The following is a 13,350-nucleotide window of genomic DNA, read 5'->3' as shown; positions in this document are numbered from 1 at the left end:
CAGGCAGTGGGTATCGGCTCCATCGTCAAATACGACAGCCCCACGCAATCGCCGCGTAGCGGAAGACGGCTGCGTCAGCGCCACGCCTTCGGTCTGGCCTCCCAACTTCCACTCCAAACCCGATGGCATACACGCGGGACAGCCGAAAAAATCGGTCCGTTTCCGCTTCTCAGAGGCCGTCCGCGCAGTGCTGGTCGAACAAGCCTGGCGGGGCATGCCCCTGAGATGGACATGACAACAATGATGCATTCCTGCAAGACCTGACGACCAACGAGCCAACCGCAAATACTCCGAGGCGGAAAATGCGGCCACCTGACTTCACGGCCAGCGGCCGGTGGCCACGCCCTTCCTACAAATATTTATCACCGGCAACACGGCTGCGGATAACCCTGGCAGGCGCGCCATAACTGACACACATATCGGGGACGCTCCGCGTCACCACGGCGCCAGCGCCGACCACGCTATGCGCTCCGATCCGCAGGCGCTGCAGCAACAAGCCGCCCATACCGAGGGCACTGCAACTGCCGAGATGACAATTGCCGCCCGTAGCGGCCGCCGGCGCCAGACTGGAAAAAGCGTCCATCACGCTATCGTGATCCAACGATGCGCGCGTATTGACAATGCAGCCGGGTCCCATTTCACATCCCGGATTGACTACAGCACCGGCCATCATCACGCTGCCGGCGCCAATGCGCACCCCCCTGGCCACGCTGGCTTGCGGATGCACGGCGGTAATGAACCGCAGGTCCGGGCACAAGGCGGCCACGCCAGCTGTCACCCTTGCCCGCACATGGTTGTCGCCGATCGCCACCAGGACGCCACCCAAGGCATGCTGTTCAGCCAGTACAGGCAAATCCGTCTCGGCACCCAGCACGCGATAGCCCATGGTTTCCTCCCCATGCGCCCGAAAGGCATCGATCAGGCCAACGATGTGGTGCTCGCCTTGCCGTTCGACGACATCGATGACCACCTTGGCGTGGCCCGACGAACCAATAATTACAATATTCATTTTCATATCAAAAAATCAGGCTTGGTGCAATCTCTGCGATACGTGGCAGTATGCAGCATCTCCCTATTGCCGCACCAGCGGCGCGCCCGAGCCTTCGCATAAATTTAATGCACCTAGTATAACAGTCGTCTTTGTCCAGTACGGAAAACCATTCCAGACGGATTCCGGATAGATTGAAGCGAGCCGACTGACATCATACAAAATCATCTTGCAAAAAAGAGGGGGCATAGATTTTTTTGGAGCGGCGGTAAAAAATTTCCACAAAGAATTTAATAATGAAACCTGCCTGGTCGTCTTGTACTGATGAGGGCAACAATGCCACTCAACGAATTTACCTTACAGGAGCACCATATGCTGAGCCTTCACACCAACAACGCATCGCTGTCCGCACAGAACTCGATCGCCAAGACACAATCGCAACTGTCGACTTCGATGACCCGCCTGAGCACCGGCTACCGCATCAACTCGGCCATGGATGACGCTGCCGGCCTGCAGATCGCCACCCGCCTGAAAGCCCAGACCAGCGGCATGACCGTTGCCATGAGCAATACGCAAAACAGCACCTCGCTGCTGCAAACGGCTGAAGGCGCGTTCGGTGAAGTCACCAACATGCTGGTACGCATGAAAGACCTGGCCACGCAAGCTGCCGATGCTTCGTCGAACGGCTCCGACAAAACCGCCATGCAGGCGGAATTTGATGCCTTGGGCCTGGAACTGAAAAACGTCATGAACAACACCACTTTCGGCGGCGAACCACTGCTGAAGGGCGGAACGCTTTCCAGTACCATGACGTTCCAGATCGGCGCTGCAAAGTCGGAAACCATGAGCATCAATCTGTCGGCAGGGATGAGCGCCATCAGCACCGCCCTGGGATCGGCAACCGCCAATTTCGCTGGCGTAGCCGGCGGTACCGAACTGACAAGCGCTGCCAATGCGGCGATTGGCAGCCTGGTGTCTGCCATCGAGAGCGTTAGCACCGTGCGCTCCGCCTTGGGCGCCGCCGCCAACCGCCTTGACCACGTCAACAGCAACCTGTCGAACATCGCCACCAACACCAAGGCTGCTACCGGCCGCATCATGGATGTCGACTTCGCTACCGAAAGCTCGAACATGACCTCGTCGCAAATGCTGCTGCAAGCTGGCACCGCGATGCTGAAACAAAGCAACAGCATGTCCTCGATGGTCATGTCCTTGCTGCAATAAGATCGAACGCCACAGGCGAACGAACAGGCCCCGGCAAGCGATTGCCGGGGTTTTTTTATGGTTACAAAAAATTTCCACAAAGAATTTAATAGTGGAACCTGTCTGGTCGTCTTGTACTATTGAGGGCAAGAATGCCACTCAACGAATTTACCTTACAGGAGCAACACATGCTGAGTCTTCATACCAACAATGCATCGCTGTCCGCACAGAACTCGATCGCCAAGACGCAATCGCAACTGTCGACCTCGATGACCCGCCTGAGCACCGGCTACCGCATCAATTCGGCCATGGACGACGCTGCAGGCCTGCAGATCGCCACCCGCCTGAAAGCCCAGACCAGCGGCATGACGGTCGCAATGGCCAACACCCAGAACAGCACCTCGATGCTGCAGACGGCCGAAGGCGCCTTCGCCGAAGTGACCAACATGCTGGTACGCATGAAGGATCTGGCCACGCAAGCTGCCGATGCATCGTCGAACGGCTCCGACAAAACCGCCATGCAGGCAGAGTATGATGCACTGGGTCTGGAATTGTCGAACGTGATGAAAAACACCACTTTTGGTGGCGAAACACTGCTCGCCAGCGGCACCGTTTCCAAGAGCATGACCTTCCAGATCGGTGCTGCGAGCTCGGAAACCATGAGCATCAATCTGAGCACCGCCATGAGCAGCATCGGCTCTGCCTTGAGCTCGGCAGCTACCAACTACAGCACCGCTACTGTTGGCACGGAACTGACCGCCAACGCCAACGTGGCCATCGGCAGCCTGGTGTCGGCCATCGAAAGCATCAGCGTTGTACGCTCCGCCCTGGGCGCCGCCGCCAACCGCCTCGATCACGTCAACAGCAACCTGTCGAACATCGCCACCAACACCAAGGCCGCTACCGGCCGCATCATGGACGTTGACTTCGCTACGGAAAGCTCGAACATGACGTCGTCGCAAATGCTGCTGCAAGCCGGCACAGCGATGCTGAAACAAAGCAACAGCATGTCCTCGATGGTCATGTCCCTGCTGCAATAATCACTGGCGCTTCACCCAGCAAAGCCCCGGCAAGCGATTGCCGGGGCTAATGAGATGGCCACCCTCCACCCTATAAGTTACTAAACTTATAGGGTGTTTTCATTTCTGAAGGAGGCCATCATGGAAAACGTTATGCTCATCGGCATCGATCTCGGCAAACACAGCTTTCATGTCCACGGACAGGATCGCCAAGGTAAAACACTGCTGCGCAAGAAGTTCAGCCGCCCACAACTGATCGCGTTTGTCGCCACTTTTCATCCCTGCACCATCGTCATGGAGGCCTGTGCCGGAGCGCACTTCATAGCCCGGCAACTGGCCGGCTTTGGCCATGAGGCCAAGCTGATCTCGCCGCAGTTCGTGCGCCCCTTCGTCAAGAGCAATAAGAACGACTTCATCGATGCCGAAGCAATTTGCGAGGCGGCCAGCCGTCCCGCCATGCGTTTTGTCACGCCCAAGAACGAGGCTCAACAGACGCTTTCGGCACTGCACCGCGTGCGCGAATCGCTGGTACGCGAGCGTATCAAGGCGAGCAACCAAATCCACGGCTTTCTGCTGGAGTTCGGTATCAGCTTGCCCGTCGGCCACGCCGCGATCAAACGCTTGCCTTCCGTGCTGGCAGAACAGCGCCTGCCAGCACGGCTGGTACAAGTGCTGGAGCGACTGTATGCCATTTCAAGTACCTCGACCAGCAGATCGCCGAGATCGAGAAGGACCTGACCCGGCAAGTCACTGAAGATGATCTGGGCCAGCGGCTCATGACGGTACCGGGTATCGGACCGATCACCGCCAGCGTGCTGGCCGCCGAAGTCGGTGACGGCAAGCACTACCGCTGCGGCCGTAACTTCGCCGCCGCCGTCGGGCTGGTGCCACGCCAGTACAGTACCGGCGGCAAAAACAAGTTGCTGGGCATCAGCAAGCGCGGCGACAAGAATCTGCGGCGCCTGCTGGTGCAGTGCGCGCGGGCCTACATGCAGAGACTGGAGCGACAACGCGGACAGCTGGCGCAATGGGTCCGCTCCATGCTCACGCGTCGCCACTCGAATGTGGTGGCGTGCGCCCTGGCCAACAAACTGGCGCGCATGGCATGGGCCATCGCGGCCCACCATACCGAATTTGAAATAAAAGAGGCCCCCATGACAACATGAGGGCCTCCCAGACTCACTGTTTTACAGCACACCTACCTGGTTTTGCGACTGCTGACATTGGATGACGTGAACGGCACACCGGCCTGATGGATAACCTGGCAAAAAAATCGGCTATGCAAGGCCGAGGGGCTTTTCAGGACCGACAGGCGCGACTCTCATCGTGGCGCGGAGAACTTTCTCCAATCAGACGCCGGACAGATTTAAGCGAGCCTACTGACATCATACAAAATCAGCTTGCAAAAAGGAGGGTGACCATAGATTTTTCATGGCGGCGCGCCAGATAAAAAATTTCCATGTGGAATTTAATTAAATGCGCGCCCATGTCGCCTTGTAGGGGTGAGGGCAAGAAATTACCTGCCGCTCGACGAATTCATTTACCAGGAGCAATACAATGCTGAGCCTTCACACCAACAACGCATCGCTGTCCGCACAGAACTCGATCGCCAAGACACAATCGCAACTGTCGACTTCGATGACCCGCCTGAGCACCGGCTACCGCATCAATTCGGCCATGGATGACGCTGCCGGCCTGCAGATCGCCACCCGCCTGAAAGCCCAGACCAGCGGCATGACCGTTGCCATGAGCAATACGCAAAACAGCACCTCGCTGCTGCAAACGGCCGAAGGCGCGTTTGGCGAAGTGACCAACATGCTGGTACGCATGAAGGATCTGGCTACGCAAGCTGCCGATGCATCGTCGAACGCCTCCGACAAGACCGCCATGCAAGCGGAATACGATGCACTGAGCCTGGAACTGTACAACGTCATGACGAACACCACGTTCGGCGGCGAAAAATTGCTGGGCAAAGGCACGGCTGGTAATGGCACCCTGTCGGAAACCAAGATGACCTTCCAGATCGGCGCCGCCAAGTCGGAAACCATGGACTTCACCGTGCAAACCGACATGCTTGCACTGGATGGCTTGCTGGTCGGTCTTTCGGCGACCAACTACAAGGCTGTTGCTGGCGCCGTAGGCACCGAACTCACGGGCGCGGGCGCAGCAAATACTACCATTGACGCTCTGTCCACTGCCATTGGCAAGGTCGGCACCATCCGTTCGGCTTTGGGCGCCGCCGCCAACCGCCTCGACCACGTCAACAGCAACCTGTCGAACATCGCCACCAACACCAAGGCCGCTACCGGCCGCATCATGGACGTTGACTTCGCCACCGAAAGCTCGAACATGACCTCGTCGCAAATGCTGCTGCAAGCTGGCACCGCGATGCTGAAACAAAGCAACAGCATGTCCTCGATGGTCATGTCCTTGCTGCAATAATATTTGCCTGGCCGCTTGCGGCCAGCGACGCCAAGCCAGACTGCGGTCTGGCTTTTTTTATGTGCGAAACGTATTAATTTGACTATATTGCCTTTCGATTTAACAATGCCGGCGCCACAGTCGCCTATACAAGGTAGACCCGTTTCACCCTCACCGCCCACCGGAGCCGCCACGTGCTGAGCATTCACACCAATATCGCCGCACTGTACGCCCAGAACGCCGCTGCCGGCGCGCAAAGGCGGCTATCGACGTCTATGCAGCGCCTCTCCACCGGCTTTCGCATCAACTCGGCCATGGACGACGCTGCGGGCCTGCAGATCGCCACGCGCCTCAGTGCCCAGGTGAGCGGCATGACGGTGGCCATGCGCAATACGCAGAACAGCACCTCGATGCTGCAGACGGCCGAAGGCGCGTTCGGCGAAGTGACCAACATGCTGGTACGCATGAAAGACCTGGCCACGCAGGCGGCCGACGCTTCGGCCAACCAGACCGACCGCGACGCCATGCAGTCCGAATACGATGCGCTGGGGCTCGAGCTGTACAACGTCATGACGAATACCACCTATGGCGGCAGCCTGTTGCTGGGCAACGGTAGTGCCGGCAAGGGCACGCTGTCGGAGGCGATGACCTTCCAGATCGGCGCCAGCAGCAGCGAAACCATGAAGTTCGACGTGTCAGGCAAGATGGGCGGCCTGGACACGATACTACAAGCCATTTCGGCCAACTTTGCCGCCACCGGCACGGCCGGCAGCGAAATCGGCACGAATGGCGGCGCCAACAGCATGATCGACCAGCTCGCGGCGGCGCTCGACCAGGTCGGCGGCGTGCGCTCGGCCCTGGGCGCGGCGGCCAACCGCCTCGACCACGTGCACAGCAACCTTGCCAATATGGTCACCAATACCAAGGCCGCCATCGGCCGCATCATGGATGTCGACTACGCGGCGGAAAGCGCCAACATGGTGTCGGCGCAAATGCTGCTGCAAGCCAGCACGGCCATGCTCAAGCAAAGCCAGAGCATGCAGAAAATGATACTGTCCCTGCTGCAGCCATGATAGCTGATGCAGCCTGATTCACCCGCTCGTATAGACTCTCTTCCGGACATAGTGGCATGGCGATAGACCGCATTTCATCGGGCAACCCGGTGCCCCTGATTACCCAACGCTTTGACGTCAGCCCCGCGACGCCGATGGTGCCGGGCGTGGTCCAGCCGCTGGTGCCCATCGGCCCCTACATGGCGCCCGCGCCCGACGCCGGCACCCTGCCCGCCCAGCTGCAGCAGAAGGGGCAGGACAGCCTGGCGTCCCTCATCAAGCCGAATGCCGACGGTACGGGCGGCGCCATGCCGCGCGACAGCAGCGCGATGCAGGTTAATCAGCTGTTCTTCACGCGCCAGCTGGTCTGGCAGCCGCCCGACGCGGCGCAGCTGGCCGCCTCGTGGCGCGTGATGGTCAAGACCTATGGCGAGCAATATGCGGCCCTGCAGGAACAGGCGCGTGGCCAGCACGTGCCAGGCAATCTGTTCATGGCCGAGCAGCAACCTGCCCTGCTGCGCGAAGGCGCCCGTCCGCCACTGACGGTGGACAGCGAAGCGTGGCGCTTTGCCGTGTATGGCTGGGGCGGCCAGCGACTGCTGCTGCGCGTGCTGGCCAGCGACGAGGACGAGGAGGCCCCGCCCAGACGGCGCGGCAAGGTGGCGCTGCGCGTCGAACTGATCATCATCGGTATCGGCCGGGTCGTGATCCAGATGGAACCGGCCGGCGACGGCGTGCTGCTGGAGCTCGCTGCCGACGAGGAAGCCGCATTGCGCCATTTGCGCCTGGCCCTGCCCGAGATCGCCGACGCCGTGCGGCGCGCCGGCCTGCGCGTAGTGCGCTGCCGCCTGAACCGCCAGTTGCATGCACAGCGCGTGCACGGCAATTACCCGATGCAGGCGGGTGCCGCCGCGCTGTCGCTGGCCCTGTTCCGCGCCATGGCCGAAGTGGCACTGCTGCTGACGCAGCCGGAAGCGGAAGTGGCCGCCGATCCCGACGCGCCCGCAGCTCCCCCGGCCCAAGCCGAAGAGGAAACCATCATCGTCTCGAAGGAAGTGGCGGCGCCGCTCGGTTACGACTATGGCGATGAAGAAGAAACGGCGCAAGGCAGCACCGTGCTACTGCTGGCCGATGGCCAGCAGCACGACCTGTTGCCGCCCATCGACGAGCAGGATTGACGCTGCATAAAAAACGGCGCCCGAAGCGCCGTTTTTGTTATTTATCCTACCGTTTACCCCACTGTGCCGATAATGCTCACTTCGCGGTTTTCCGGGATTTCGTTATACGACAGCACATGCAGGCCCGGTGCGAACAGGCGCGCATAGCGGGCCAGCAGCGGACGAATCTGCGGCAGCACCAGCAGCAGCGGCGGCGTGGCTTGCTGTTTCATCTGCTCGCGCGCCACCGGCATGTTCACCTGCAACTGCGACAGCAGATGCGGGTCGATCGGGTAATTATCCAGGGTCACCTTGCCCGACTGGCGCGCCTGGTTCAGCGAACCGAGCAGCATATTTTCCAGCTCGCCACCCAGGTTAAACGCCTGCATTTCCATCTTCTGGCCAAACAGGCCGCTGACGATCTGGCGCCGCAGCGCGCAGCGCACTTCGGCCGCCAGCAGGATCGGGTCCTTGGTCGTTTCCGAACTGTCGAGCAAGGTGGTAGCGATGGGCACGATATCCTTCAGTGACACGTTTTCTGCCAGCAAGACGCGGAACACGCGCAACAGCTGCGTGTGCGTCAGAGCCTTGTCGAGCGCGCCGGCCAGCTTGGGCGACAGGGCCGTCAGGCGTTCCATCATGTTCGAGACGTCTTCGTGGCGGAACAGCTCCGGCAAGTATTCGCGCACCATCTTCGACAAGTGCGTGGCGATCACGCTGGGCGCCTCGATGACCTGGTAACCGAGACCCAGCGCATGCGCCTTTTCACTCGGTTCGATCCAGGTGACGGGCATGCCGTACGCCGGTTCGATGCCGGGAATGCCATCGAGCTGGCCATACACGTTCGGTGACGGGATCGCCATCAGGCGGTCGGCCTGCACTTCCGCCTGCGCCACCACGGTGCCCGACAGCACGATCGCGTACTGCGACGGTTTCAGGGCCAGGTCGTCGCGCACGCCGATGTTCGGCAGCAGTAAGCCCATGGCTTCGGACAGACTCTGGCGCACACCCTTGACGCGCTTGGTCAAGGGTTCGCCTTGGGTTTTATCCACCATGCCGACCAGTTTATAGCCGAGCATCACCATCAATGGCTGCACGGCGGGCAGTTGCTGCCACTCCAGTTCGGCCGGGCGCTCGTCGCGCAAGGCCGCCTCGATGGCCGCCATGCCGGCCGCATCGGGCCCCTTCACGCGCTTGGTCAGGCGCCAGGCCACGAAGGCCAGCACGCCCGCAAAGGTCATGAACATGAACCACGGCATGCCCGGGATCAAGGCCAGTGCCACCATCATGCCGGACGCGCTGTAGATCACCGTTGGCGAAGTCAGTACCTGGCCCGCCACTTGCTGTTCGAAGTCGCCCGAATCGCTGATGCGGGTGACGAGAATGGCGGCCGCAGCCGACAGCAGCAGCGCCGGAATCTGCGCCACCAGGCCATCACCGATGGTCAGCAGTGCATATTGACGGAAAGCATCGCCAAACGACAGGTCGTGCATCAGCGAGCCGATGGCCACACCGCCGACCATATTGATGATCAGGATCAGGATACTGGCGACGGCATCGCCGCGCACGAACTTCGACGCGCCATCCATGGCGCCATAGAAATCGGCTTCAGCGGCCACATCCTTGCGGCGGATCTGGGCTTTTTCCTGGTTGATCAGGCCGGCGTTCAGGTCGGCATCGATGGCCATCTGCTTGCCTGGCAAGGCATCGAGGGTAAAGCGCGCGGATACTTCCGAGATGCGCTCGGCACCCTTGGTGACGACGGCGAAGTTGATGATCATCAAGATCACGAAAACCACGATACCGACGACGAAGTTACCACCGATCACCACGTTACCAAACGCCTCGATCACTTTACCGGCCGCGTCCGCGCCCGTATGGCCGTGCAGCAACACCACGCGCGTGGACGCCACGTTCAACGTCAGCCTGAGCATGGTGGTGGCCAGGATCACCGTTGGGAAGACGGAGAAATCGAGCGGCCGCTTGGCCGACACGCTGACCAAAATGACGATCAGAGCCAGCACAATATTGAAAGTGAACAAGATATCGAGCAGCACCGGCGGCAGCGGCAGGATGATCATCGCCAGGATCACCAGCAGGAACAGCGGCGTGGCGAACTTGTGGCGGCGCATTTCGGCAACCACGCGGTTCAGGAAATTCATGAAGGTACTACCTCGCTCAAATGAGATGGCACGACCACCTCGGTGGGAAATGGGGGCTGGGCGGCACGCTGCCCAGTACGGAATGCTTTCAGCTGCAGTATGTAGTTGAGCACCTGCGACACGGCCTGGTACAGCTGCACGGGAATCTGCTGCTGCACCTGGCTGGTGTTGTAGATGGCGCGTGCCAGCGGCGGCAACTCCAGCGTTTCAATATTGTGTTCCTTCGCCACTTGCCGGATATACAGCGCCATTTCGTCGACGCCCTTGGCAACGACAAACGGCGCCTCGGCGCGGTCCTGGTCATACTTCAGCGCGACGGCGTAATGCTCGGGATTGACGATCACCACGTCGGCGTCGGGCACAGTCTTGCGCACGCTGCGCCGGCCGATCTGCTGCTGCAGCTGGCGGATGCGCTGGCGCACTTCGGGCCGGCCTTCGCTGCTCTTGTGCTCTTCCTTGACATCCTGTTTGCTCATGCGCTGGTTGCGGGCAAAGAAAAACGCCTGCGCCGGCACGTCGATGATGGCAAACAGGACGAAGACGGAAATGAGGGCCATCAAGCCGTCGAGCATCAGCGCGGAACCATCGAGCATGGCTTGCTGCAGCGGCCGGTGTTGCAAGTCCACATACTGCCTCAGGCTGGAACGGCTGACATGCACGAGCACCATGCCCAGCACGGCGGCCTTGGCGATGGACAAGCCGAATTCAAAGCCATGCTTGGGCGCAAACAGACGGCCCAGGTTCTTGGCCGGGCTCAGGCGCTCCATCTTCGGCATCCAGTTCTTCGTGCTGATGACCCAGCCGCCGGGGATCAAGGAACCGAGCACGACGAACAGGGGCACGCAAAACAGCGGCACGATCATCTTGATCAGCAAGCCCACCGACGTCGTAAACGCCATCGACATGGCATTTTCCAGCGCGCCCTTGCTGTCGAGCGGCATGAAGGCCATGGCGAACAGCTCGCGAAAGCTTTGCAGATAGCCCGGCAGCAGATAAATGAAGACCTTCATGCTGATCAGGATGCCCAGCGCCGTCGACAGGTCGCGCGAACGCACCACCTGTCCTTCCTGGCGCGATTTCTTCAGCTTTTGCTGTGACGCCTTCTCTGTCTTGTCGCCAGTGCTGCTATCCGCCATGGGCCACCCGCATCTGTTCGGAGAGCATGTCGAGCACCCGGTTGGTCATGGCGATATAGTGCTCCGGGATAAAGCGCACGATCTGTATCAGCATCAGCAGGCCGAACATGGTGATCATGGAAAAGCCCAGTGAAAACAGGTTCAGCGACGGCGCCACGCGGTTCAGAAAGCCGAAACCCAGTTGCACCACCATGGTGGAAAAGACGATGGGCAAGGCCAGCAGCATGGCGGCGGCGAAGATCCACGCCACGTTATAGGCCACCGTCTGCAGCAGCAGCGGTCCGTAGCCCTGCCCTACGGGCCAGGCCGTGAAACTGGCGCCTATCACACCCGTCAGCACGAGGTGGCCGTCGATGGCGAAAAACACGATCATGCACATGATGGTGAGTAAACCCGTGATCACGTCCGACGAGGTGCCGTTGAGCGGATCGTTCATGACGGCCATGGAAAAGCCCACCTGGCTCGACACCAGGTAACCGAGCACCGACATGACCGACATGGCAAAGTGGAAGGCCAGGCCGAGGACGAAGCCGATGATGGCCTGCTCCAGGGTGGCGACGACGGCGTGCAGGGAAAACGGATCGATTTTCAACAAGTCCTGCGAGATGCCCGACGCCTGCATCACGGGCAGCATCAGGATCGCCAGCACCAGCGACAGCAGCACCCGCACGGGGACGGGCACCATGGCGTCGCCGATCACGGGCGAGGCGCTGAGCATGGCCAGGATGCGGCAGAACGGCCACCACACGGCCAGCAGAAACGGCAGCACCTGATTGAAAATCTGATCCATGGGCGCGCGGCGCTATCCGACCAGGGTGGCCGCGCGCTGAAAAATGGACACGCAATAATCCATCAGGTAACCGGCCATCCAGCGTCCGGCCAGGATCAGCGCCAACAGGGTGACCAGCAGGCGCGGCAGGAAACTCATGGTCTGTTCATTGATCGAGGTGGCCGCCTGCACCAGCGCGACCAGCAGGCCCATGAGCAAACCTGGCACGACCAGAATCACCACCAGCAGCATGACGACATGCAGCGCTTCGATGATCAGGTCGACGGCGACTTCAGGCGTAAACATGGATCAATAGCCCTGTATGCTGGTAACTAAAGTGTTGACGGTCAGGGTCCAGCCGTCGACCAGCACGAACAGCAGCAGCTTGAACGGCAACGATATCACCAGCGGCGAGAGCATCATCATGCCCATGGCCATCAGCACGGACGCCACCACCAGGTCGATGATGAGGAACGGTATGAACAGCATGCAGCCGATCTGGAACGCCGTCTTGAGTTCGGACAACACAAACGCCGCCAGCTTGACCGTGAAACTGTGGTCTTGCGGGCGCATGCTCGACGGCTCGCCAGCCAGGTGCGCGATCTGCGCCAGCGCAGCCTTGCTCGTCTGCGCCAGCATGAAGCGCGAAATCGGCACTTCGGCGATCTTCAGCGCTTCCTGCATGCCGATCTGGTCGCGGTCGTAGGGCACGAACGCGTCTTTCCACACCTGGTCGCCGATGGGGCGCATGACCAGCAAGGTGAGGATCAGGGCGATGCCCGTGACGATGCGGTTGGGCAAGCCCTGCTGCAGGCCCAGGGCCTGGCGCAGCAGGGACAGCACGATGACGAAGCGGGTAAAGCTGGTCATCATCATGACCATCACGGGCAGCAGCCCGAGCAGGGTCATGACGACGAGGATCTGCATCTTCACCGACAGGTCGGTCTTCGCGCCCGGCACCACGCCGGACAACAAATCCTGCGCCCCGGCGGCGCTGCAACACAGCATCAGAACAGGGACAGCCAGCGCGGCAGCCAGCGCGCCGCGGCGCCGGCTCAAACCGGGGACCGCCAGCTTCATGCTGTCATCAGGTCGAGATTGAGGCCGTCGAGGTCGATGACTTTCAGGCCATAGTTCTCGCCGGCCACCACCACTTCGGCACGGCCGATCGGCGTGCCGTTGACCTTGATCACCAGCGGTTCGCCGGCCAGCATGTCGAGTTCGATCACGCTTTCCGGGCCGATGGCCATCAGCTCTTCCAGCGAAATGCGGGCCGAACCCACTTCCAGCGTCAGGGTAACGGGAATCTTGCGCATCATCTGCGGAATATCGCGGCGCGCGCGGGTGCTGGCCACGTCGGACACGTCGCCCTGGTCGATGATCATGTCATCGCCCAGGTCTTCCAGCAGGGTTTCGCTCTGGTTGGTATCGGTGATATTCATA

The 13,350-nt window shown here is 60.6% G+C and carries 12 protein-coding genes and 1 pseudogene; 6 read left to right on the top strand and 7 right to left on the bottom strand.

Translation table 11 applies throughout. The annotated features are described in order from the left end of the window. Positions 1-349: 349 nt before the first annotated feature. Positions 350-1,009, bottom strand: coding sequence for an acetyltransferase (locus ACQ4WL_RS08970; RefSeq protein ID WP_436509392.1), 660 nt, complete (start codon positions 1,007-1,009; stop codon positions 350-352). 351 nt (positions 1,010-1,360) lie between these two features. Between ACQ4WL_RS08970 and ACQ4WL_RS08965 the strand changes: the two genes are divergently transcribed. From ACQ4WL_RS08965 to ACQ4WL_RS08940, 6 genes and pseudogenes are all read left to right on the top strand, one after another. Then, positions 1,361-2,212, top strand: a complete 852-nt coding sequence (locus ACQ4WL_RS08965) for a flagellin N-terminal helical domain-containing protein (RefSeq protein WP_436509391.1) — start codon at positions 1,361-1,363, stop codon at positions 2,210-2,212. A gap of 167 nt (positions 2,213-2,379) precedes the next feature. Then, positions 2,380-3,231: a flagellin N-terminal helical domain-containing protein gene (locus tag ACQ4WL_RS08960; RefSeq protein WP_436509390.1), complete on the top strand. Its 852-nt coding sequence runs from the start codon at positions 2,380-2,382 to the stop codon at positions 3,229-3,231. A gap of 120 nt (positions 3,232-3,351) precedes the next feature. After that, positions 3,352-4,376 (top strand): annotated as a pseudogene (locus ACQ4WL_RS08955) (IS110 family RNA-guided transposase). A gap of 391 nt (positions 4,377-4,767) precedes the next feature. After that, positions 4,768-5,652: a flagellin N-terminal helical domain-containing protein gene (locus ACQ4WL_RS08950; protein ID WP_436509389.1), complete on the top strand. Its 885-nt coding sequence runs from the start codon at positions 4,768-4,770 to the stop codon at positions 5,650-5,652. Positions 5,653-5,825: 173 nt separating this feature from the next. Beyond that, positions 5,826-6,704: a flagellin N-terminal helical domain-containing protein gene (locus ACQ4WL_RS08945; RefSeq protein ID WP_436509388.1), complete on the top strand. Its 879-nt coding sequence runs from the start codon at positions 5,826-5,828 to the stop codon at positions 6,702-6,704. Positions 6,705-6,760: 56 nt separating this feature from the next. After that, positions 6,761-7,861 (top strand): hypothetical protein, encoded by a 1,101-nt coding sequence (locus tag ACQ4WL_RS08940; protein ID WP_436509387.1) that lies wholly within the window; start codon positions 6,761-6,763, stop codon positions 7,859-7,861. A 53-nt stretch (positions 7,862-7,914) separates the two neighbouring features. Here ACQ4WL_RS08940 and ACQ4WL_RS08935 read toward each other — a convergent pair whose 3' ends face one another. From ACQ4WL_RS08935 to ACQ4WL_RS08910, 6 genes are read right to left on the bottom strand one after another with little or no spacing between them, the layout of a single operon-like run. Further along, positions 7,915-10,002: a flagellar biosynthesis protein FlhA gene (locus tag ACQ4WL_RS08935; protein ID WP_436509386.1), complete on the bottom strand. Its 2,088-nt coding sequence runs from the start codon at positions 10,000-10,002 to the stop codon at positions 7,915-7,917. Next, complete coding sequence (locus ACQ4WL_RS08930) at positions 9,999-11,138, bottom strand: EscU/YscU/HrcU family type III secretion system export apparatus switch protein (RefSeq protein WP_436509385.1); 1,140 nt, start codon at positions 11,136-11,138, stop codon at positions 9,999-10,001. Before ACQ4WL_RS08930 ends, ACQ4WL_RS08935 begins: the two co-directional genes overlap by 4 nt. Continuing rightward, on the bottom strand, positions 11,128-11,928 hold the full coding sequence (locus ACQ4WL_RS08925) for a flagellar biosynthetic protein FliR (protein WP_436509384.1): 801 nt from the start codon (positions 11,926-11,928) through the stop codon (positions 11,128-11,130). Before ACQ4WL_RS08925 ends, ACQ4WL_RS08930 begins: the two co-directional genes overlap by 11 nt. A gap of 12 nt (positions 11,929-11,940) precedes the next feature. Beyond that, a complete protein-coding gene (locus ACQ4WL_RS08920; RefSeq protein WP_034757874.1) occupies positions 11,941-12,213 on the bottom strand; it encodes a flagellar biosynthetic protein FliQ in 273 nt (90 codons plus the stop codon). A gap of 3 nt (positions 12,214-12,216) precedes the next feature. Next, entirely contained in the window at positions 12,217-12,987 is a 771-nt protein-coding gene (gene fliP, locus ACQ4WL_RS08915) for a flagellar type III secretion system pore protein FliP (RefSeq protein ID WP_071077825.1), read from the bottom strand. Then, positions 12,984-13,349: a FliM/FliN family flagellar motor switch protein gene (locus ACQ4WL_RS08910; protein ID WP_034757866.1), complete on the bottom strand. Its 366-nt coding sequence runs from the start codon at positions 13,347-13,349 to the stop codon at positions 12,984-12,986. Before ACQ4WL_RS08910 ends, fliP begins: the two co-directional genes overlap by 4 nt. Between the last annotated feature and the right edge of the window lies 1 nt (position 13,350).

The organism is Janthinobacterium kochi, from assembly GCF_051380715.1.
Lineage (GTDB): Bacteria > Pseudomonadota > Gammaproteobacteria > Burkholderiales > Burkholderiaceae_D > Janthinobacterium.
The sequence above is the reverse complement of the archived record's forward strand: the minus strand, read 5'-3'. Positions and strand labels throughout refer to the sequence as shown.